Origin of the sequence: Streptomyces similanensis, from assembly GCF_039543625.1 — a bacterium.
Taxonomy (GTDB): Bacteria; Actinomycetota; Actinomycetes; order Streptomycetales; family Streptomycetaceae; genus Streptomyces; species Streptomyces similanensis.
In genome coordinates this window covers 90,505-110,681 of the sequence record NZ_BAABKC010000086.1, presented here as the reverse complement: position 1 = coordinate 110,681, position 20,177 = coordinate 90,505, and the positions used below count along the sequence as shown (strand labels likewise).

Annotated in this window: 18 protein-coding genes; 10 read left to right on the top strand and 8 right to left on the bottom strand. The window is 71.9% G+C overall.

Features of this window, described 5'->3' with window-relative positions; all coding sequences use genetic code 11:
• Positions 1-35: 35 nt before the first annotated feature.
• From ABEB07_RS27330 to ABEB07_RS27320, 3 genes are all read right to left on the bottom strand, one after another.
• Positions 36-1,058 carry an SHOCT domain-containing protein gene (locus ABEB07_RS27330; RefSeq protein WP_345670730.1) on the bottom strand — a complete coding sequence of 341 codons (1,023 nt, stop codon included), beginning with the start codon at positions 1,056-1,058 and terminating at the stop codon, positions 36-38.
• Between the two features lie 168 nt (positions 1,059-1,226).
• Complete coding sequence (locus ABEB07_RS27325) at positions 1,227-3,449, bottom strand: trypsin-like peptidase domain-containing protein (protein ID WP_345670729.1); 2,223 nt, start codon at positions 3,447-3,449, stop codon at positions 1,227-1,229.
• Complete coding sequence (locus ABEB07_RS27320) at positions 3,446-3,790, bottom strand: trypco2 family protein (protein ID WP_239146252.1); 345 nt, start codon at positions 3,788-3,790, stop codon at positions 3,446-3,448. Before ABEB07_RS27320 ends, ABEB07_RS27325 begins: the two co-directional genes overlap by 4 nt.
• Before the next feature lie 298 nt (positions 3,791-4,088).
• Between ABEB07_RS27320 and ABEB07_RS27315 the strand changes: the two genes are divergently transcribed.
• Positions 4,089-4,826, top strand: a complete 738-nt coding sequence (locus ABEB07_RS27315) for a DUF4232 domain-containing protein (protein ID WP_345670727.1) — start codon at positions 4,089-4,091, stop codon at positions 4,824-4,826.
• A 52-nt stretch (positions 4,827-4,878) separates the two neighbouring features.
• On the opposite strand, the gene ABEB07_RS27310 is transcribed toward ABEB07_RS27315, so the two are convergent.
• Complete coding sequence (locus ABEB07_RS27310; protein ID WP_345670725.1) at positions 4,879-5,856, bottom strand: helix-turn-helix transcriptional regulator; 978 nt, start codon at positions 5,854-5,856, stop codon at positions 4,879-4,881.
• 101 nt (positions 5,857-5,957) lie between these two features.
• On the opposite strand from ABEB07_RS27310, the gene ABEB07_RS27305 reads away from it, so the two are divergent.
• The 4 genes from ABEB07_RS27305 to ABEB07_RS27290 all read left to right on the top strand — a co-directional run bounded on the left by ABEB07_RS27305 (position 5,958) and on the right by ABEB07_RS27290 (position 11,184).
• Positions 5,958-7,388 carry an MFS transporter gene (locus ABEB07_RS27305; RefSeq protein WP_345670723.1) on the top strand — a complete coding sequence of 477 codons (1,431 nt, stop codon included), beginning with the start codon at positions 5,958-5,960 and terminating at the stop codon, positions 7,386-7,388.
• A 139-nt stretch (positions 7,389-7,527) separates the two neighbouring features.
• Positions 7,528-8,667 (top strand): serine hydrolase domain-containing protein, encoded by a 1,140-nt coding sequence (locus tag ABEB07_RS27300; protein ID WP_345670722.1) that lies wholly within the window; start codon positions 7,528-7,530, stop codon positions 8,665-8,667.
• Between the two features lie 225 nt (positions 8,668-8,892).
• The gene (locus tag ABEB07_RS27295; RefSeq protein ID WP_345670721.1) at positions 8,893-9,717 is read left to right on the top strand and encodes a hypothetical protein; all 825 of its coding nucleotides are present in this window, start codon (positions 8,893-8,895) and stop codon (positions 9,715-9,717) included.
• A 543-nt stretch (positions 9,718-10,260) separates the two neighbouring features.
• Positions 10,261-11,184, top strand: coding sequence for a hypothetical protein (locus ABEB07_RS27290; protein ID WP_345670720.1), 924 nt, complete (start codon positions 10,261-10,263; stop codon positions 11,182-11,184).
• Between the two features lie 262 nt (positions 11,185-11,446).
• On the opposite strand, the gene ABEB07_RS27285 is transcribed toward ABEB07_RS27290, so the two are convergent.
• Positions 11,447-12,034: a TetR family transcriptional regulator gene (locus tag ABEB07_RS27285; RefSeq protein ID WP_176148875.1), complete on the bottom strand. Its 588-nt coding sequence runs from the start codon at positions 12,032-12,034 to the stop codon at positions 11,447-11,449.
• Positions 12,035-12,082: 48 nt separating this feature from the next.
• The gene (locus tag ABEB07_RS27280) at positions 12,083-13,093 is read right to left on the bottom strand and encodes an aldo/keto reductase (protein WP_345670719.1); all 1,011 of its coding nucleotides are present in this window, start codon (positions 13,091-13,093) and stop codon (positions 12,083-12,085) included.
• Positions 13,094-13,277: 184 nt separating this feature from the next.
• Between ABEB07_RS27280 and ABEB07_RS27275 the strand changes: the two genes are divergently transcribed.
• Entirely contained in the window at positions 13,278-14,348 is a 1,071-nt protein-coding gene (locus tag ABEB07_RS27275; RefSeq protein WP_345670718.1) for a chitinase, read from the top strand.
• A 105-nt stretch (positions 14,349-14,453) separates the two neighbouring features.
• Here ABEB07_RS27275 and ABEB07_RS27270 read toward each other — a convergent pair whose 3' ends face one another.
• On the bottom strand, positions 14,454-15,836 hold the full coding sequence (locus ABEB07_RS27270) for a glycine--tRNA ligase (RefSeq protein ID WP_176148878.1): 1,383 nt from the start codon (positions 15,834-15,836) through the stop codon (positions 14,454-14,456).
• A gap of 239 nt (positions 15,837-16,075) precedes the next feature.
• On the opposite strand from ABEB07_RS27270, the gene ABEB07_RS27265 reads away from it, so the two are divergent.
• From ABEB07_RS27265 to ABEB07_RS27250, 4 genes are all read left to right on the top strand, one after another.
• Positions 16,076-17,035 carry a metal ABC transporter substrate-binding protein gene (locus ABEB07_RS27265; protein ID WP_345670717.1) on the top strand — a complete coding sequence of 320 codons (960 nt, stop codon included), beginning with the start codon at positions 16,076-16,078 and terminating at the stop codon, positions 17,033-17,035.
• A gap of 29 nt (positions 17,036-17,064) precedes the next feature.
• Positions 17,065-17,832, top strand: coding sequence for a metal ABC transporter ATP-binding protein (locus ABEB07_RS27260; protein WP_345670716.1), 768 nt, complete (start codon positions 17,065-17,067; stop codon positions 17,830-17,832).
• Positions 17,832-18,734 carry a metal ABC transporter permease gene (locus ABEB07_RS27255; RefSeq protein WP_345670715.1) on the top strand — a complete coding sequence of 301 codons (903 nt, stop codon included), beginning with the start codon at positions 17,832-17,834 and terminating at the stop codon, positions 18,732-18,734. Before ABEB07_RS27260 ends, ABEB07_RS27255 begins: the two co-directional genes overlap by 1 nt.
• A 62-nt stretch (positions 18,735-18,796) precedes the next feature.
• Complete coding sequence (locus ABEB07_RS27250) at positions 18,797-19,207, top strand: transcriptional repressor (RefSeq protein ID WP_164584630.1); 411 nt, start codon at positions 18,797-18,799, stop codon at positions 19,205-19,207.
• An 88-nt stretch (positions 19,208-19,295) separates the two neighbouring features.
• On the opposite strand, the gene ABEB07_RS27245 is transcribed toward ABEB07_RS27250, so the two are convergent.
• Positions 19,296-20,144 (bottom strand): isoprenyl transferase, encoded by an 849-nt coding sequence (locus ABEB07_RS27245; protein ID WP_345670714.1) that lies wholly within the window; start codon positions 20,142-20,144, stop codon positions 19,296-19,298.
• Positions 20,145-20,177: the final 33 nt, after the last annotated feature.

The window sequence follows — 20,177 nt, the reverse complement described above, 5'->3', positions numbered from 1 at the left end:
CCCAGCGGACCGGGTCCGGCCGCGCCTGGCGGCCCTCACAGCCGGTCGAGCAACTGCTTCTTCTTCTGCTCGAACTCGGCGGTGGTGATGACACCCGCCGCGTGCAGCTCGCCCAGCCTGGCTATCTGGCCGAGGACGTCCTCGGAGGCGGCCGGGACGCCGGCCGGAGGGGCCGGGGCGGTCCGTCCCGGACTGCCGACGGCCAGCCGCAGCGCCTCGTCGAGCCGGGCGAGGTCCTCCGTCCTGAGGCCGTTGAACTCCACGACGACGCCCTGAAGGGTCTCCACCTGCATGCTGCCCCTGGTGACCTTCTGCCGGCTCGCCACCGTCCTGACCTCCCTCAGGTAGAGCGCGGACACCTCGTCCCGGGAGAACCCGCTCCGGACGAACAGCAGCCGCAGCTGGGTGAGGACGACCGTGCCCGTGCTGCCCGTACCGCCGTCGCCGAGAGAGCACTCCGCCACGACGAACACCTGCTCGTCGCCGAGGAGGAGGCCGGGCAGCGCCTTGAGGGCGGACCGGCACCGCTCACCCGTGGCCGAGGCGAGCCCGGCGGCCATGATGTCCTGGCGGGCGGCGGCCCGCGGGCCGATGTCCCGGGCGAGCCGGGCGGCGCGGTCCCGCCGCGCGGCGTCCTCGGCCGCGGCCCGCTCCTCCTCGGCCTCCTTCCGGGCGCGCTCGCGCCCGGCCAGCCACGCCACCAGCGGGTCGGCGGCGGCCTCGTAGGCGGCCGCCACGTCGACGTCCTGTGCCTCGTTCGTCCGTACGACGCTCCAGAGGTAGTCGTACAGGGTCCGGAACGCCTCGCGCTGCCCGTACGTGAACCCGATGGTGTTGGGGTCCTCGTCGGACCCCACCGGGACCAGGACCCGTCCGCCGAACCACAGGTGGAGCCGGCCGCGCCGCAGCCGGGTCGCGTCCTTCACCTCCACGCCGGACAGCGCCCCCAAGGGCAGCACGCGCGGTGCGAGGGGTTCCGGCCTCCTGTCCGTCCGGCAGACGGTGAGCGTCGCCGGGCCGACCTCGACCCAGCCGCCCGCACCCTCGTACCTGGCCATCACGTTGCCTCCGTCCGATCGACTGCGGGTGGTCGTCCGGCCCGTTCCCGCCACGCGCGCGACGTGCCGCGGGCCCGGCCGTGCGCGTGCGTGCCGCGGGTCCGGCCGTGCGCGTACGTGCCGCGGGTCCGGCCGTGCGCGTACGTGCCGCGGGTCCGGCCGCGCGGGTCATCCGCGCCGGTCCGGTCGTCCGCCGCCGGGTCCTCCCCGGCCGAGATCCGTGAACTGCTGCAGGACCGCCGCGTACGCCTCGGCCCGGTCCCCCGGCGCGCCCGACCTCCCCTTCGCCAGGACGTCCCGCGGCACTCCTGCCTGCCGTTCCCGGTACTCCTCCAGCCGTCCTCGGTGCTCCTCGTCCCAGTCCCGGAACACCGCGCCCGACCGCGCGCCGCCGACGGAGGCCATGAGGACGAGGCACAGCGCGAGACCGAAGACGGCCAGGGACACCACGGTGCTGTCGTGCACCAGCGCTCCCTGGAGGGCGATGGCGGCGACGGCGACGCCCGCGCGGAGCAGCCACCTCCCGGCGTCCCCGGCCAGGCGTGCGAACGGACGGGACCGGGCGTCCGCCGCCCGCGTCCCGCGGCGCACGCCGAACAGGGGCGGCCGGTAGGCCGCGCCCAGCCGCAGCGCCGCCAGGACCCGGCCGAGGACGCCGGCCGCCGTCAGCCAACCGCACTGCCAGGACACGGTGCGGGCGATGCCGGGCTCGGCGTGACCCCAGACGAGCCACACCGTCCCGGTCGCCGCCGCTCCCCACAGCCCCACCCAGACCACGGCCCGCCTGGCCGCCGCCAGCCGCGCCCCGGGCGCGCGCCGCTCCTCCTCGTACGCGCGCCACTGGCGCGCCCGCAGGGCGTGCGCTTCCCGCAGCGCCTCCGTCGTCCGCCGGGCCGTCCACTCCTCGGCGGCCTGCCGGGCGGCCAGCTCCGCGTGGCGCGCGGCGTAGGCGGCGAGGTCGGTGCGCACCAGCCACGCGACGGGAGCGCCCGCGTCCGCGCCGTGCGAGCGCAGCCAGTCGTACCAGGCCAGGACCCCGTCGGCGGGCGGGGTGACCCGCTCGCCGGCCAGCCGCAGCCGCTCCCCCGCCTCGGGGTGGGGCAGCAGCGCCGCGAGCAGCAGGCCGCGCGCGCCGTCCCCGGTCCACTCCCGGACGTCCGCCGGCACTCCGGGGGCCCGGCGGACCAGGTCGAGCGAGGCCGCCCGCGCTCTGTCCCAGTCCCGCTGCAGGCCCTCGACGCCGCTCAGCGCCGTGAACCCGGCCAGCGCGTCCAGCAGTTCGCCCCGGCACAGGTCGTCGTACAGGTCCCGGTCGGGACCGCCGTCCGCCAGCCGCCCCTCCAGACACGCCCGCGTCAGCGACGGGAAGGTCACCGCCGCGCCCCGCCACACGGGATCGCCCGAGGGATCCAGCCAGCTCAGCAGGCGCAGCAGCTTCAGGTCGGCCGTCAGGCCGGGACGCAGCAGCCATCGGTCGATCAGGAGCCGCAGCCCCTCCACGTCGTCGGTCTCCGCGTCGTCGAACTGCCGCAGCCAGGCCAGCAGGTGCCGCGACCCCTCGGACCGCTCCTCGGCCCGGCCCCCGCCGCCGAAGAACTGCCGCGCCGCCTCCGCCCAGTGCGAGCGGATCGTCGCCGCCAGGTCCCGCCGCGCGGTGTGCCGGACACCCGCGAGGACGAGGGGCTTGCGCTCGGGAGCGGCGGCCGACAGCTCGGTGACCAGGGGCGGCGCCCCACCGTGCGCGGCGACGGCCGCCGTGAGGGAGGCGTCGGCGAGCAGCGCCGAGCTGCGCACCGCTTCGAGCCGGCGGCTGCTGAAGTTCTCGGGCATGCTCACGATCACGCCCAGCAGCTGGCCGCGGGCGAAGAGCGCCGCGCCCGACATGCCGCCCCACGGCGAGCCCGCCCCGGCCGCCTCGGGCGCGACGTCCTTGACGTCGAGGACGTACCGGCCGCGGACCAGACCGGCCCCGGGGCGCAGCGCGCACTCGATGTGCTCGATGTCCAGCCGGCCTCCCGGGGCCCGCGCGATGCGGGGGAAGCCCATCGCCTGGCAGTCCCCGATCGGCGACGCGTCCGTCAGCCTGGCCCAGTGCACCGGACCCAGGCGGTGCGCGACGTCCGGCGGCACGAGATCGCCGGGGGCCAGCAGCAGAGCGGCGTCGACGGCCGCATCGTGCCGCCGCCACACGACCCGGCAGAGCCGCGTGCCGCCGCCCACCGTCGACACGCTGACGTGTTCCAGGCCCTCGGCCACGTGAGCGGCGGTCAGCACCAGCCGGGGCGTGAGCAGATAGCCGCTGCCCGTCCGGCCGCCTCCGGTCAGGGCGGCGACACGCTCCAGTTCCGGTCCGCTCGCGCGTCCCGCTCCCGGCCCCGGAGCGTCGGTCACAGCGGCCCGGCCGCGGCGAGACCGGAGGCGTCGGCCTCGCCCTCACCGGAGATCAGCAGCGGATCCCCGGTGGCCCTGCGGGGCTCCAGGGTCAGCGCGACGCGATGGGTGCGGGTGCGGCCCGCCCCCGCGTCGGCCTCGCCGGAGACGACGAACGCCTTGATCCCGCCGCGCACCCGGGCGTCCGCGCGCAATTCGACCGTGAACTCCAGTTGTATGGGTCCCACTTGGAACACCATGTCGCTTCCGGCCCCCTGTGCGGCGGCGCGCAGCAGTTCGTCGCGCACCGCCTGCACGGCCGCCGCGAGCTCGATGCCCCCGGCACTCCCTGTGATCTCCAACTTCCTTGCCCCCGTGGTGAGTCGAGCCGCGCATCGTGGTGCACCCACAGTAGGACACCAGAGTGCCGGAGGAGGCGCGTCGGCGCACGACCGGATCGGGCCGGATCACCTGCCGGGGGCGGAACGCCGGCGCGGGCGCGCCCGCACCTCGCCGTGACCGTGTAACAGCGGCGTACTAGACGTCGGCGGGGTGGAACGGCGCACCCGGCCGGGCGGCTCCTAGCGCTCAGAGACGCACGCTCGCACCGGCCGGTGCCGAGCGGACGAGCCCCCCGCAATCGATGCTGAGGAAGAAGCGATGCGCGTTCACAAGGTCACCCTCGCCGTCCTGGCCGTCGCCGCGAGTCTCTCGCTCACGGCGTGCCAGAGCGACGACGACAGCGCGGGAGGGAGCGGTCCGTCGGCCGCCGCGTCCTCCTCCGGCGGCGGTTCGGGCTCGGCCGGTTCGGACCAAGGGGGCACTCCGGGCTCCGCCGAGGGGAGTTCGGGCGGCACCGGCACCGGCGGGAGCGCCTCCTCCGGCAAGGGCTCCGCAGGGCAGGGGACCACCGGGTCAGGGTCGGGTTCCGGCTCCGGTTCCGGGTCCGGCTCCGGGTCCGGCTCCGGGTCCGGCCGGAGCGGCAAGTGCCGCACCGACGACCTGAAGATCACGGCGCGGGACACCACCATCGGCGGCGATCCCGACGGCACCGTCACGGTCCAGCTCACCAACCGCGGCAGCCGGTCCTGCACCCTCTCCGGGTACGCGGGCGTCGACCTGAAGACCAACGCCGGTTCGCTGTCCGCCCGGCGCACCGGCAAGAGCACCGGCCCGGACGTCCTCAAGGCCGGGCAGACGACGTACTTCGGCATCTACTACACGGTCACCACCTCCGGCGGCTCCGGCGTCCGCGTCACCGGACTGCTGGTCACTCCGCCGAACGAGACGAAGACGGTCACGCTCGCCTGGCCGGGCGGCGGCTCGCTGCCCGTCACGGAGGGCGGCGGCTCCGGGGTGAAGGTCGGCCCGATGGGCGGCGAGGGCCAGGGCGGCTGACCCGTACAGACAGCCCCCCGCACGCCCCCGCCGTCCCCGCTGTCCCCGCCCCTCAGGGCCGCGTCGGCGACTGACGCCGCTCCAGCGCGAGGGCGTGCAGCTTCTCCAGCCGCTCCCGGGACTCGTCGTCCGCCGGGACGTAGGTCACCATGCGCGGGCCCACCTCCGGGCTGAGCCACAGGTCGGTGTGATCGACGGTGACCCGGCCGACGTGGGGGTTGCGGAACTCCTTGCGCTTGCTCGCCGGGCTGACCACCTCGTGCCGGTCCCACGCCTCACGGAAGTCCGGCGAGGTGTCGCGCAGCCGCTTCAGCAGCGTCTTCCAGGCCGGTTCGCCGAGGTGGCCGGCCATCGCCGCGCGGAAGCGGGCTGCCATGTGCCGCAGCGCGTCCTCCAGGTGCACGATCGAGGAGCGCCACTCCTCGTGCGTGTACGACAGGATCATGCAGTTGCGGTCCTCGGGCGGCACCGTTTCCAGGTCGCAGAAGAGCAGGCCGTAGGTGCGGTTGTAGGCGAGGATGTCGTACCGGCTGTTCTGGAGGCAGGCCGGGAACGGCTCCAGCTGCTCCAGCACCGCGCGCAGCGCCGGGGTGACCGACGGGCAGACCGTGGCCGGCGTCGGGTCCGTCGCGCCGGCCAGCTGGAAGAGGAAGGCCCGCTCGCCCGGGTCGAGCAGCAGCGTACGGGCCAGGGCGTCCAGCACCTGCACGGAGACCTGGATGTCCCGGCCCTGTTCCAGCCAGGTGTACCAGGTGACGCCGACCGCGGAGAGCTGGGCGACCTCCTCGCGGCGCAGCCCGGGCGTACGGCGCCGGACGCCGCGGGGCAGCCCGACCCGCTCGGGCGCGATGTGCTCGCGGCGGTGCCGGAGGAAGGCGGCCAGTTCGTGCCGCCGGATCGCCGACGTGGCGGCCGGGCCGCTGCGCGCGGACGGGTCGGCGCTCGCCTGCGCGCTCCGGGCGGCCGGCCGCGCGCTCCGGGCGGGCGTCGGCGCGTTCCGTACGGTCGTCTCCTGTGTCATGGTGCTCATGCTCCCAGCTTGCCGCCGGACGGACCCTGTTTCCAGGTACTTCCGCTACCAGGATAAGGACACTCTGGTACCCGTCTCGCAGCAGGCGCAGGCTCGTCCCCGTGACCACGCAAACCCTCTCCTCCCGCACCGTCCGGCGCCCGGCGGCCACCGCCGCCCTGGGCGGGCTCGGACTGTTCACGGTGCTGCTGGGCGCGGCACTGCCCCTCATCGACTTCTTCATCGTCAACGTCGCCCTGCCCACCATCGGCCGCGACCTGCACGCGGGCGAGGCCGTCCTCGAACTCGTCGTCGCCGGCTACGGAGTGGCCTACGCCGTCCTCCTCGTCCTCGGCGGCCGGCTCGGCGACCTGTTCGGCCGCCGCCGGCTCTTCCTCGGCGGCATGGCGGCCTTCGGCCTGACCTCGCTGGCCTGCGGACTCGCGCCGAGCGCGTGGACGCTGGTCGCGGCGCGGGTGGCGCAGGGCGCGTCGGCCGCCGCGATGCTGCCGCAGGTGCTCGCCACCATCCAGGCCACCACGGCCGGCCCGCGCCGGGCGAAGGCGATGGGCCTGTACGGCGCGACGGCGGGCCTGTCCATGGTGGCCGGCCAGATCCTCGGCGGCGTCCTGGTCGCCGCCGACCTGTGGGGCAGCGGCTGGCGCTCGGTGTTCCTGGTGAACGTGCCCGTCGTCGTCGCCGGACTGCTGCTCGCGACCCGCGCCGTCCCGGAGACCCGCTCGGAGCGCCCCGAGCCGGTCGACGGCCCCGGCACGGTGCTGCTCGCGCTGTCCCTGCTCACCCTGCTCGCCCCGCTCACCGAGGGCCGCGCGGCCGGCTGGCCGCTGTGGACCTGGCTGTCGCTGGCCGCGTTCCCGCTGGTGGCGGCCGCTTTCTACGCCGTGGAGCGGCGCGCGGACCGGCTCGGCCGGACGCCCCTGGTGCCGCCGAGCCTGTTCCGCCTGCTGTCGCTGCGCCGCGGTCTGACGCTGATCGTGCCGTTCTCGATCGGCTTCAGCGGCTTCATGTTCGTCATCGCGGTGGCCCTCCAGCAGGGCGCGCGCCTGGGTCCGGTCGCCGCGGGGCTGGCGCTGGCGCCGATGGCCGTCGTCTTCTTCCTCGTCTCGCTGGCCGGTCCCCGGCTGGTCGCCCGGTTCGGCACCCGGGTGGTGACGGCGGGCGCGGTGGTGCAGTTCGCGGGCGTGGGCCTGATGGCGCTGGTGGTGCACGCGTCCTGGCCGCACGTCGGCTTCCTGGCGCTGCTGCCCGGCACGGCCGTGGCCGGCGCGGGGCAGGCGCTCCAGCTGCCGATCATCTTCCGGATCGTGCTGTCCGAGGTGCCGGCCGTCCGGGCCGGGGTGGGCAGCGGAGTCATGGTGACCACCCAGCAGTCGGCCCTGGCGCTCGGCGTCGCCACCCTGGGCACCCTCTTCCTGTCCCTGGTCCCGGCCATGGGCATGGGCGACGCCCTGGCGATCACGCTCCTGGTCCAGCTGGCCGGCGTGGTCCTGACCGGTCTGCTCAGCCTCCGCCTGCCCCGCACGATCGGCTGACGCGCCCGATCGCCTGACGCGCGGCCCCGGACGGGGATTCGTCCGCCCCGATGACTGCCCCGATGACTTTCCGCGTCGGCGGGAGTCGTACGTACGGCGGACAACGGCGAGGAACCTGAGGAAGAGGCGGGCCCGGACGATGAGCGCACTGCACGACATGCTGCGGCGGCACGTGGACGACGGCACGGTGCCGGGAGCGGTGGGCCTGGTGGCCCTCGGCGACGACGTGGAGGCGGTGGCCGCCGGCTCGGCCGACACCGCCGCAAGCGCCCCGATGAGCCGGGAGACGATCTTCCGCGTCGCCTCCCTCACCAAGCCGATCACGGCGGCGGCCGTGCTGACGCTGCTGGAGGACGGGGTGCTCGGCCTCGCCGACCCGGTGGCGAAGTGGCTGCCGGAGCTGGCGGAGCCGGTCGTCGTACGGGACCCGGCGGGCCCGGTGGACGACGTGGTGCCGCTCGCCCGGCCGATCACGGTGGAGGACCTGCTCAGCTCGCGCACCGGCTGGGGCCTGCACGCCGACTTCTCCCTCCCGGCCGTCCGCGCCCTGGCCGAGGTGGAGGATCACGGCACGCCCCTCCAGGAGTGGCCGGAGCCGGACGTCTGGCTGGAGCGGCTGTCCCGGGTGCCGCTGCTGCACCAGCCGGGCGAGGCGTGGCTGTACGGCACCTCCTCCGCACTCCAGGGCATCCTGGTCGCGCGGGCGTCGGGCCGTACGTTCCCCGAGTTCCTGGCCGAGCGGATCTTCGCACCGCTGGACATGCGGGACACGGCGTTCGAGGTGCCGGCGGCCAAGCGCGACCGGTTCACCAGCTTCTACTTCCCGCACGAGACGGAGGGCCTGAGGCTGGTGGACGGGCCGGACGGCGACTACAGCCGTACGCCCGCGTTCCCCTCGGGCGGCGGCGGCCTGGTCTCCACGGCGGACGACCTGCTGGCCTTCGCCCGCATGCTGCTCGGCGGCGGCACGGCCAACGGCCACCGCCTGCTCGGCCCCGACTCGGTGCGCCGGATGACCGCCAACCACCTGACCGCAGCCCAGCGCGAGCCCGCCGACCTCTTCCTGGAAGGCCAGGGCTGGGGCTACGGCGGCGGAGTCGACCTCACCTCCGCCCAGCCGTGGAACGTCCCCGGCCGCTACGGCTGGATCGGCGGCACCGGCACCACCGCCCACCTCGTCCCCGCCACCGGCAAGGTGACGATCCTCCTCACCCAGGTCTCGATGACGAACCCGACCCCGCCCCCGCTGATGCGCGCCTTCTGGCGAGCGACCGCGTAGAGCGGCAGGGCTAGGTCACCACGGCTTCGGCAGTGTTGGGTCACTGAGGCTGAACTCGTGATGTCGTGCTGCTGGTCAGGCCGGTCTGACGGACAGGACGGTCCCGGCGAGGCAGTCGTCTACGAGGTGGCTGTGATACCGCGATCAACTCGGCTCTCCTGCATGCGGATGAGATACTCAGTCCCACAGCTGAGCCTTCAGGGGGGCCGAGTGAACGGTGGTTTATTGGCGACGATCTTGTCGTCGATTGTATTTCTTGCCGTTTGCGTACTCATTTACGCGCAATTCGACGGCCAAGTGACCGTCGGCCCAATCGGTGGAAACCATAACGGGCAGCCCATCACTCCCCAGCAAAAGCGGAATTGGCGCATCGTCGGCGTCGGCATGCTTGTGCTCTGCCTTGTCGCCACAGTGGCCTTTTTTCTGTTCCGACATCACAAAGCGGGCGACGACGCCAAGCCCTCAAACGCATCGGCGAAGCCATCGGTTTCGCAGGCCGTCACTTCGGCTCCGCCGAACACTTCGCCTGACCCATCGGATATGGGCACGCCATCCTCTTCGAGTAGCCCCTCCTTCTCGACAGCTCCTCCTGAGTCCGTCAGTGTGCTGCTTTCCGGGAGTGAAGTCCCGGATGGCATGAAGGTGTCGACTGATGGTGACGGGGGCGGCGAGGTCACCGATTGGAGCGTCGACGACGTGACGATCGGAAACCAAACTTTCGACAGTTCTTTCGTCGCGAGGTGCAGTCTCCTTTGTTCAGGGGGCGAGCAGTCCTGGTACGATGTGAAACTGGCGGGAAAATATAAATGGTTCGATGGAAGCTTCGGCATCGCAGCGGACTCGCCTGCCAACGACAGGACCCATACGGTGAAGGTCGAGATCACCGATCGGGGTACAGGCCGAAAACTTGAAGCCTTCACGCTTAAATACGGCGCGGTGATTCCCGTCAAGCAACTCGACGTTTCCGAAGTGGGTATACTGCGAATCCGTTTCTATGGATGGCTCGGCGATATGCACGTTGCCGTTGGAGAGCCTACGGTGCGGCAATGAATTTTATGCCGCCCGTACGCGGCCAGCAGCGGCAGCGAACGCTCGCCGGCACTGCCCGAAAGGGTCACCAGGCCGGTGACGTCGTTCTTGACGACGGCCTCCATCCCGGCCAGGGCCCCAGGCGCTCATCGTCCGTCAGTTCCAAGCCCATGACGCCGCAGCCGAGCCCTGCTACGGTCTCTCGCCATGACGGCGTGCTGGTGTGGAGTGGACTCCCTTGCCACCTGTCCGAGGTGCGGTGCGCGGTGCTGCGGTGAACACTTCGTCCCGGAGGCGGTGACGAACGGCATCAGCGCCCAGCTCTCCTTTGTGGGCAGGACGGAACACCTGTCCACGGACGAACTCCCCCCGGGCTCCGAGTCGTCCGGATGGCCGGGTCCGATTCCGGACGGCAGGCAGGTCAGGGCCATATGGTGGCGGGGCTTCGCCGAAGGGGGACCGGGGTGTCTACGCTGCCGGGACAGAAGCGCAGATGACGCGGTCGCCCGATCGTTCCAGCGCGGAGGTGACGCGCTTGATGCCGCCCTTCGGGGACCGGCAACCGTGCGCTCGCTGCGACCGCTGCTGAGCCCGGACATCTCCTATAAGCAGCCCCCGGGTCCTCAGCTCTTGCGCCTGTGCCTCGCGCTGGTCAAGCAGATCGACGCCAGCGGCACGGGCGGGTCCGCGCGCTTCGACATTGTCGAGTGTCACGAGAAAAAGAGCTGGCTGAATCGGGATCCAGGCCGGCTGGAGGTGGTCCGACGATATGACCCCGTTCAGGCACGCGACTACTACATCGCCGGGGATGGCAACCTCAGAAGGGCGCTCGAAAGTCCAGGCTCCCATTCCCTCACCGAACTCGTGGTCCCATCCGACTACCGTGGCGCGCTGCGCGCAGACGTTCACTCCAGTTCGGACGAGCCCCCGTACACCCTGCGCCCTCCGCTGCGGGCCTCCACGGGTTACGTCTACAGCCTCAGGGAACCTCGGGTCCGGGCTCATGTGATCGATTTCTACGAGTCGACCAACGCGCCCACCGAACTCCTCACCGTCCTCCGCGACCTGCTCCCCTGCCTTCCTGCCGAGGTGTCCGCCTCAAAGACTCAACCACCGCAGCCCTTGTCCCGTCCTGTCCAGCTTCCGCGACGGGATGGTCTCTACATGTCAGCACGCGGCAACTCGTTCGGCTATCTCCGCTTTACCGACCCTGCGAACGTCACTTATGTGTCCGCGGACGGGGAGCCGCGGCAGATCGCCCAATGGCTCCGTCCCGGCACCGAGCGTCTCGGCATCTACCAGGGCAGCTATCGCATGAGCGGACGGGCATTGTGGTTCACCGTGGGATCTGCGGATGGGATAGCAGCACGTTTTCGCGGCTCGGTGAGTGAGGACGGCAGTACGCTCTCCTTCGAGGTGGAGAATCCGAACTCCACCCACCACTCGGAGGCGTTCAAATTCACCCCCGTCGAGTTTCCGCGTTACTGAGGTTGAACTCACTCCACCACCGCGTGCCTCGTGTACTGGCTTACGATGCCGGAATCGCGCGCATGCGTACAGACCGCCTGGGATACCGGGAAAGCAGCTCAGCCGTCCATGGAAGCGTCGCGTTGATCATCTTGGACACGACCCTTCTGCGGGGTATGACCCTGAGCAGACACTGACCGTGGCTGGGCGGGATGCAATGGCGCATGGACCGGACTGACTGACATCCATCCGTGACATCACCGACTCTGCCCAAAGAGCCCGGCTACGCTCGCAGGCCCCGCATCAGCAGGTCCACGACCGCGGTGAACTCGTCCTCGACGCCCGGCCGGGTCCACTCACCCGCGTAACCCGGGTCGTGGAAGCGGCCGGTGGCGTGGAAGAGGGCGCGGGCCGTCGCCGCCGGGTCGGGGGCCGTGAAGGCGCCCGAGGCGACGCCCGCGGCGACGATCCCGGTCAACTGGCCGGTCAGCTCGTCGATGTGCTCGCCGACCACCTCGCCGCTCTCGCCGGCGAGGACCTGGTACGTCGCGAACATCTCCGGATCGTCGCCCGCCTTGTGCCGCTTGGCCTCGAACAGCGTCCAAAACCAGTCCCGCAGCCGTTCCCCGGGATCCCGCTCGGCGGCGGCGACGCCGGCCAGCGCGTCCGAGGTGCGGTCCAGCCACCGCTTGGTCACCGCCTCGCGCAGCGCCGCCTTGGTGCGGAAGTGGCGGTAGACGCTGCCGTGGCTGACGCCGAGCGCGCGGGCCACGTCCACCACGGTGGCCTTCGCCGGGCCGTGGCGGCGCAGCACTTCCTCGGTCGCCGCGAGGATGCGCTCGGCGGTCAGCGGCTCGGTGGTGGGTGACATGTCGTAGACCGTACCTGGAGCGGGGTGGGGCGTGGTCCGGCGCGGGGGTCAGCGCTCGCTGTCGAGCATGGCCATCTGGGCGGGCGCGTACCGCTCGCCCGCCGCCGCGTCGGCCGGGACGGCGGCCTCGATCGCGGCGAGGTCGGCCTCCGTGAGAGTCACCTCCAGCGCGCCCAGCGCCTCGGTCAGCCGCTCGCGGGTGCGGGCGCCGACCAGCGGGACGACGTCCTCGCCGCGGGAGAGCACCCAGGCGATGGCGGTCTGGGCGACGGTGGCGCCCTTCTGCTCGGCGATCCGCCGCAGCGAGTCGACCAGGGTGAGGTTGTGCCGCAGGTTGTCGCCCTGGAAGCGGGGCGAGTGGGCGCGGAAGTCGGTCGCGTCGAACCGCTGGTCGTGGGCGACGCGGCCGGAGAGCAGACCGCGCGAGAGCACGCCGTACGCCGTGACGGCGATGCCCAGCTCGCGCAGGGTGGGCAGGATCTCCTTCTCGGGGCCGCGGGAGATCAGCGCGTACTCGATCTGGAGGTCGGCGATCGGGGCGGTGGCGGCGGCCCGGCGGACGGTCTCGGCGCCGACCTCGCTCAGTCCGATGTGCCGCACCCAGCCCTTCTCGACCAGTTCGGCGATGGCGCCGACGGTCTCCTCGATCGGCACGTCCGGGTCGAGGCGGGAGAGGCGGTAGACGTCGAGGTGGTCGACGCCCAGGCGCTGGAGGGAGTAGGCGGCGAAGTTCTTCACGGCGGCGGGCCGGCCGTCGAAGCCGCCCCAGCCGCCCTCCGGGTCGCGCAGCGCGCCGAACTTCACGCTGAGCAGCGCGTTGTCGCGGTGCGCGGCCGGGGCGGAGCGCAGCGCCTCGCCGATGAGCAGTTCGTTGTGGCCCATGCCGTAGAAGTCGCCGGTGTCCAGGAGGGTCACGCCGGCCTCCAGGGCGGCGTGGACGGTGGCGATCGACTCGGCGCGGTCGGCGTCGCCGTACATGCCGGACATGCCCATGCAGCCGAGACCGAGGGCGGAGACCTGGGGGCCGGTGGTTCCGAGGGAGCGCGTGTGCATCGTCATGACTCCAGCCTGACATAACGACTGACAGTTTTCAATATCTGTCAGCTGTCAGGTGTCAGCCACCCCCCTCGAATCCGGGCCGGACCGGACCTGGTCCAGACCTCTTGACGAAAGGTCTGGACCAGAGCACTGTCATGCCTGCGACATAAATGCCCCTCACCGCACCCCCACCGGGAGGCCCCGCATGATCCGCCGCAGACTGCGTCTGCTCGCCGCCGCCCTGGCCGGCGCGTGTCTCGCCCCGCTCGCCCTGACCCTCGCGCCCGCCGCCGCGGCCGCCCCCGCCGCCGCGACGGCCGACACCTGTGCCGTGAAGTCACGGCCCGCCGGCAAGGTCCTCCAGGGCTACTGGGAGAACTGGGACGGCGCAGCCAACGGCGTCCACCCGCCCTTCGGCTGGACCCCGATCACCGACTCCCGTATCGCCGCGCACGGCTACAACGTGCTCAACGCGGCCTTCCCGGTCATCCGCTCCGACGGGACGGCCCTGTGGGAGGACGGCATGGACACCGGCGTGAAGGTGGCCACGCCCGCCGAGATGTGCGCGGCCAAGGCGTCCGGGCAGACGGTCCTGCTCTCCATCGGCGGCGCGGCGGCCGGCATCGACCTGAGTTCGCAGACGGTGGCGGACCGCTTCGTCGCCACGATCGTGCCGATCCTGAAGAAGTACAACTTCGACGGCATCGACATCGACATCGAGACCGGCCTGACCGGCAGCGGCAGCATCGGCCAGCTCTCCGCCTCCCAGGCCAACCTGATCCGGATCATCGACGGGATCCTCGCCCAGATGCCGTCGAACTTCGGCCTGACCATGGCCCCGGAGACCGCCTACGTCACCGGCGGCAGCGTCGCCTACGGGTCGATCTGGGGCGCCTACCTGCCGATCGTCAAGAAGTACGCCGACAACGGCCGCCTGTGGTGGCTCAACATGCAGTACTACAACGGCAGCATGTACGGCTGCTCCGGCGACTCGTACGCGGCGGGCACCGTGCAGGGCTTCACCGCCCAGACCGACTGCCTGAACAAGGGCCTGGTGATCCAGGGCACCACCGTCAAGGTGCCCTACGACAAGCAGGTCCCGGGCCTGCCCGCCCAGCCCGGCGCGGGCGGCGGCTACATGTCGCCGTCCCTGGTCTCCCAGGCCTGGAGCCACTTCGGCGGCTCCCTGAAGGGCCTGATGACCTGGTCGGTGAACTGGGACGGCTCGAAGAACTGGACCTTCGGCGACAACGTGAGGTCCCTCCAGGGCCGCTGACGCCAGGGCCACCGGCAGCAGAACGCCCGCGCCCCCTCCGAACGGATCGGAGGGGGCGCGGGCGTCGGGAACAGCCAGGGCGGCAGCCGGTGTCAGCGGCCGTTGTCAGCAGCCGACGAGGCGCTGCGCCAGGTAGCCCTCGATCTGGTCGAGCGACACGCGCTCCTGCTTCATCGAGTCGCGCTCGCGGACGGTCACCGCGTTGTCGTCCAGGGTGTCGAAGTCGACCGTCACGCAGTACGGCGTGCCGATCTCGTCCTGGCGGCGGTAGCGGCGGCCGATGGCGCCGGCGTCGTCGAACTCGATGTTCCAGTTCTGCCGCAGCGTCTGGGCCAGGCCCTTGGCCTTCGGCGACAGCTCCGGGTTGCGCGACAGCGGCAGCACCGCGACCTTCACCGGGGCCAGGCGGTGGTCCAGGCGCAGCACCGTGCGCTTCTCCATCTTGCCCTTGGCGTTGGGCGCCTCGTCCTCGACGTAGGCGTCGAGCAGGAAGGCGAGCATCGCCCGGCCGACACCGGCCGCGGGCTCGATGACGTACGGCGTCCAGCGCTCCTGGCTGTCCTGGTCGTAGTAGGCGAGGTCCTGGCCGGAGGCCTTGGCGTGGGCGTTGAGGTCGTAGTCGGTGCGGTTGGCGACACCCTCCAGCTCGCCCCACTCGCTGCCGCCGAACTGGAAGCGGTACTCGATGTCGGCGGTGCGCTTGGAGTAGTGGGAGAGCTTCTCCTTGGGGTGCTCGTACCAGCGCATGTTCTCCTCACGCAGGCCGAGACCGGTGTACCAGCTCCAGCGCTGCTCCATCCAGTACTCCTGCCACTGCTCGTCCTCGCCCGGCTTGACGAAGAACTCCATCTCCATCTGCTCGAACTCGCGGGTGCGGAAGATGAAGTTGCCCGGCGTGATCTCGTTGCGGAAGGACTTGCCCATCTGGGCGATGCCGAACGGCGGCTTGCGGCGCGACGTGGTCTTCACCTGGGCGAAGTTGGTGAAGATGCCCTGGGCGGTCTCCGGGCGCAGGTAGGCGACGGAACCGGAGTCCTGGGTGGGGCCGAGGTGGGTGGAGAGCAGGCCCGAGAACTGCTTGGGCTCGGTGAACTGGCCCTTGTTGCCGCAGTTGGGGCAGTTGAGGTCGGCGAGACCGTTCGCCGGGGCGTGCCCCTTCTTCTCCTCGTACGCCTCTTCCAGGTGGTCCGCGCGGAACCGCTTGTGACAGGCGGTGCACTCGGTCAGCGGGTCCGTGAAGGTGGCGACGTGGCCGGAGGCGACCCAGACCTCGGGGGCCAGGATGACGGACGAGTCGATGCCGACCACGTCCTCGCGGGACGTCACCATGTAGCGCCACCACTGGCGCTTGAGGTTCTCCTTGAGCTCGACACCCAGCGGCCCGTAGTCCCAGGCGGCGCGCTGTCCGCCGTAGATCTCACTGCAAGGGAATACGAAGCCACGGCGCTTGCTCAGGCTGACGATGGTGTCGATCTTGTCGGCGGCCACGGTGCTCTCTTCATTACGACGACGGTGACTGACTGGTGCGGCGCGAAGCGCCTCGATGGGGGGTGGCGGTCGGGAGACGGGCGGGCGAAGCGAGACGCTTCAGAGCGAATGCTTCAGAGTACCGGCGCAGGTCGCCCCTCAATCAAATCGGTGCCGGTTACGGGGCCTTCCGGGGTGCCGGAGGGACCTCCGGGACAGCTTGTTGACAACGGTTTCCATTTTTGTTGAAAATGACTGTCATGAACGTACGACGACGCCTCATACCGGGGACCGCGATCGCCGCGGCCACCGCCCTCGGACTCGGCGCCCTGAGCGCCTGCTCCTCCGCCGACGCCGCGGGTGGCAACACGGACAAGTACGACGTCGTCGCGTCGTTCTATCCGATGGCCTTCCTCGCCGAGCGCATCGGCGGCGACCACGTCCACGTCACCAGCCTCACCGAACCCGGCCAGGAACCCCACGACCTGGAGATCAGCGCCCGCCAGACCGGCCGCCTCCAGGAGTCCGACGCCGTCCTCTACCTCAAGGGCCTCCAGCCCGCCGTCGACAAGGCCGTCGACCAGTCCGGGCCGAAGACGCGGATCGACGCCGCCGCCCTCACCACGCTGGAGGAGCACGGCAACGAGGTCGGCGGGCACGCCGCCGCCCACGACGACCACGAGGGCGAGGAGAGCGGCGGCAAGGACCCGCACGTCTGGCTCGACCCGGTGCGCTACGCCCAGATCGCCGAGGGCGTCGGCACGGCCTTCGAGAAGGGCGACCCGAAGCACGCCGCCGACTACCGCAAGAACACCGCCGCCCTGGTCAAGCAGCTCGACGACCTGGACAAGCAGTTCAAGGACGGCCTCGCGCACACCAGGACCAAGGTCTTCATCACCACGCACGCCGCCTTCGGCTACCTCGCCGAGCGCTACGGCCTGACCGAGGAGGCCATCAACGGCCTCGACCCCGAGTCGGAGCCCAGCATCGCCCGGATCAAGGACCTGGACCGGATGGCCAAGGCCGACGGCGTCACCACCGTCTTCTACGAGACCCTCGTCAGCGACAGGACCGCCAAGACCGTCGCCCACGACGCCGGCCTGCGCACCGACGTCCTCGACCCCATCGAGGGCATCACCAAGAAGTCCCGCGGCGCCGACTACCTCGCCGTCCAGGAGGCCAACCTCAAGGCCCTGCGCCAGGCCCTGGGCGCCCGGTGACGGCCGCGGAAACGAAAGGGGACGGCGCCATGGGCGAGCCCGTCATATCCCTGCGCGGGGTGCGCGCCGAACTCGGCGGCCGCCCCGTACTGCGCGGCATCGACCTCACCGTCCGCCGCGGCGAGGTGGTCGCCCTGCTCGGCGCCAACGGCTCCGGCAAGTCGACCGCCGTCCGCGCCGTCATCGGCCAGGTGCCGCTCGCCGCCGGCGAGATCGAGCTGTTCGGCACCGCGCGCCACCGCTTCCGCGACTGGGCCCGGGTGGGCTACGTCCCCCAGCGCACCACCGCCGCCTCCGGCGTCCCGGCCACGGTCACCGAGATCGTCTCCGCCGGCCGCCTCGCCCGCACCCGCTTCGGCCGGTTCCGCAAGGCCGACCGGGACGCCGTCCAGCGCGCCCTGGCAGGGGTCGGCATGGCCGACCGGGCCAAGGACTCCGCGTTCGCCCTCTCCGGCGGCCAGCAGCAGCGCGTCCTCATCGCCCGCGCCCTGGCCTGCGAACCCGAGCTGCTGATCATGGACGAGCCGATGGCCGGCGTCGACCTCGCCAGCCAGGGCGTCCTGGCCGACACCCTGCGCGACCAGGTGGCGGCCGGTTCGACGGTGCTGCTGGTGCTGCACGAACTCGGCCCGCTGGAGCCGCTGATCGACCGCGCGGTCGTCCTGCGCGACGGCTGCGTCCTCCACGACGGCCCACCCCCGAAGGCCGTGGGCCAGCATGCCCTGCCCGGCCACGACCACGTCCACCCGCACGACGCCGCCGGCGCCGAACCGATCCGCACGGGACTGCTGAGCTGATGGAACTCCTGGACTACGCCTTCATGCAGCGGGCCCTGCTCGCCGCCGTCCTGGTCGGCGTCACCGGCCCCGCCATCGGCATCTACCTGGTGCAGCGCCGCCAGCCCCTGATGGGCGACGGCATCGGCCACATCGCCATGACCGGCGTCGGCCTCGGCTTCCTGCTGAACACCTCGCCGGTGTGGATGGCCACCGCCGTCTCCGCGCTCGGCGCGGTGCTGATGGAACTGATCCGCTGGTACGGCCGCACCCGCGGCGACATCGCCCTCGCCATGCTCTTCTACGGCGGCATGGCGGGCGGCGTGATGTTCGTGAACCTCGCGCCGGGCGGCTCCAACGCCAACCTCAGCTCCTACCTCTTCGGCTCCCTGTCCACGGTCGCCCCCGAGGACGTCCTGGCGATCTCCGTCCTGGCCGCGTTCGTCGTCGCCGTCACCCTGGGACTGCGCCGCCAGCTGTTCGCGGTCAGCCAGGACGAGGAGTTCGCCCGGGTCACCGGACTGCCGGTGCGCGCCCTGAACCTGCTGGTCGCCGTCACCGCCGCGGTCACCGTCACCGTCGCCATGCGGGTGGTCGGCCTGATCCTGGTCTCCGCCCTGATGGTCGTACCCGTCGCCGCCGCCCAGCAGCTCACCCGCTCGTTCGCCGCCACGTTCGCGATCGCCGTCGCCCTCGGCATCGGCTCCACCGTCGGCGGCACCGTCACCTCCTACTACCAGGACGTGCCGCCCGGCCCGACGATCGTGCTGCTGACCATCGCCGCGTTCCTCGTCCTCACCGTCCTCGCCACCCCGCTCGCCCGACGCCGCGCCCGGGCCCTGGTCGCCGCCCGGCCCGCCGGGGACCCGGCCGAGTGCGCCGTCCCGGCCCCCCGCGAGCCCGCCGGCGGGATCGGCGTCTGACCGCGCCCGGCCGGGGCTGGCACAATGGCCCCGGCAGGCGCAGCGGAATGAGGAGGCAACCGGTGACCACCGCAGGACCGCCCGTGAAGGGCCGCGCCACCCGGCAGCGCGCCGCCGTCGCCGCGGCCCTCGACGAGGTCGACGAGTTCCGCAGCGCCCAGGAGCTGCACGACATGCTCAAGCACAAGGGCGACTCGGTGGGCCTGACCACGGTCTACCGCACGCTCCAGTCCCTCGCCGACGCCGGCGAGGTCGACGTGCTGCGCACCTCCGACGGCGAGTCCGTCTACCGGCGCTGCTCCACCGGCGAGCACCACCACCACCTCGTGTGCCGCGTCTGCGGCAAGGCCGTGGAGGTCGAGGGGCCGGCGGTGGAGAAGTGGGCGGAGGCGATCGCCGCCGAACACGGCTACGTGAACGTCGCCCACACGGTGGAGATCTTCGGCACCTGCGCGGAGTGCTCCGCGGGGTGAGCGGGGGCCGGTGCGCGCGGTGCGGATGCGCGGCGGCCCTGGGGGCTGCCGCCCCCAGACCCCCGCTTCGGCCTGAACGGCCTCGTCCTCAATCGCCGGACGGGCTGTCCTTTCGGCCCCCCAGCTCCAGAAGCTGTTCGTTCGGGATCGCGCCGCCGAAGCGGCGGTCGCGGGAGGCGAACTCCAGGCAGGCCCGCCACAGGTCACGGCGGTCGAAGTCGGGCCACAGCACATCCTGGAACACCATCTCGGCGTACGCGCTCTGCCACAGCAGGTAGTTGGAGGTGCGCTGCTCGCCGCTCGGACGCAGGAACAGGTCCACGTCCGGCATGTCCGGGTAGTACAGGTACTTCTGGATGGTCTTCTCACTGACCTTCGACGGGTCCAGGCGGCCCGCCGCCACGTCCTCGGCCATCGCCTTGGCCGCGTCCGCCAGCTCGGCCCGGCCGCCGTAGTTCATGCAGAAGTACAACGTCAGCAGATCGTTGCCCTTGGTCTGCTCCTGGGCGACCTGGAGCTCCTTGGCGACCGACTTCCACAGCCGGGGCATCCGGCCCACCCAGCGCACCCGGATGCCCAGCTCGTCGAGCTGGTCACGGGTCTTGCGGATGAAGTCGCGGTTGAAGTTCATCAGGAAGCGCACCTCGTCGGGCGAGCGCTTCCAGTTCTCGGTGGAGAACGCGTACAGGGAGATGTTGCGCACGCCGATCTCGATCGAGCCCTGGAGCACGTCCAGCACCCGCTCCGCGCCGACCTTGTGCCCCTCGGTGCGCGGCAGGCCGCGCTCCTTGGCCCAGCGGCCGTTGCCGTCCATGACGATCGCCACGTGCTCGGGCACCAGCTCGCCGGGGAGCTTCGGCGGCCGGGCCCCGGACGGATGCTGCTCCGGCGCCCGGTAGTCGCGCCGCCGTCCCCCAAGGATCCCGCGTACGGCCATGTGCTCCTCGTCTCCCTTGCTTTCCCTTGTTGC

What these genes read in the sequence shown, in the direction of transcription:
- ABEB07_RS27330 (WP_345670730.1), bottom strand. Translation starts at nt 1,058, where the DNA reads ATGGCCAGGTACGAGGGTGCGGGCGGCTGGGTCGAGGTCGGCCCGGCG.
- ABEB07_RS27315 (WP_345670727.1), top strand. Translation starts at nt 4,089, where the DNA reads ATGCGCGTTCACAAGGTCACCCTCGCCGTCCTGGCCGTCGCCGCGAGT.
- ABEB07_RS27310 (WP_345670725.1), bottom strand. Translation starts at nt 5,856, where the DNA reads ATGAGCACCATGACACAGGAGACGACCGTACGGAACGCGCCGACGCCC.
- ABEB07_RS27300 (WP_345670722.1), top strand. Translation starts at nt 7,528, where the DNA reads ATGAGCGCACTGCACGACATGCTGCGGCGGCACGTGGACGACGGCACG.
- ABEB07_RS27285 (WP_176148875.1), bottom strand. Translation starts at nt 12,034, where the DNA reads ATGTCACCCACCACCGAGCCGCTGACCGCCGAGCGCATCCTCGCGGCG.
- ABEB07_RS27280 (WP_345670719.1), bottom strand. Translation starts at nt 13,093, where the DNA reads ATGACGATGCACACGCGCTCCCTCGGAACCACCGGCCCCCAGGTCTCC.
- ABEB07_RS27275 (WP_345670718.1), top strand. Translation starts at nt 13,278, where the DNA reads ATGATCCGCCGCAGACTGCGTCTGCTCGCCGCCGCCCTGGCCGGCGCG.
- ABEB07_RS27265 (WP_345670717.1), top strand. Translation starts at nt 16,076, where the DNA reads ATGAACGTACGACGACGCCTCATACCGGGGACCGCGATCGCCGCGGCC.
- ABEB07_RS27260 (WP_345670716.1), top strand. Translation starts at nt 17,065, where the DNA reads ATGGGCGAGCCCGTCATATCCCTGCGCGGGGTGCGCGCCGAACTCGGC.
- ABEB07_RS27255 (WP_345670715.1), top strand. Translation starts at nt 17,832, where the DNA reads ATGGAACTCCTGGACTACGCCTTCATGCAGCGGGCCCTGCTCGCCGCC.
- ABEB07_RS27245 (WP_345670714.1), bottom strand. Translation starts at nt 20,144, where the DNA reads ATGGCCGTACGCGGGATCCTTGGGGGACGGCGGCGCGACTACCGGGCG.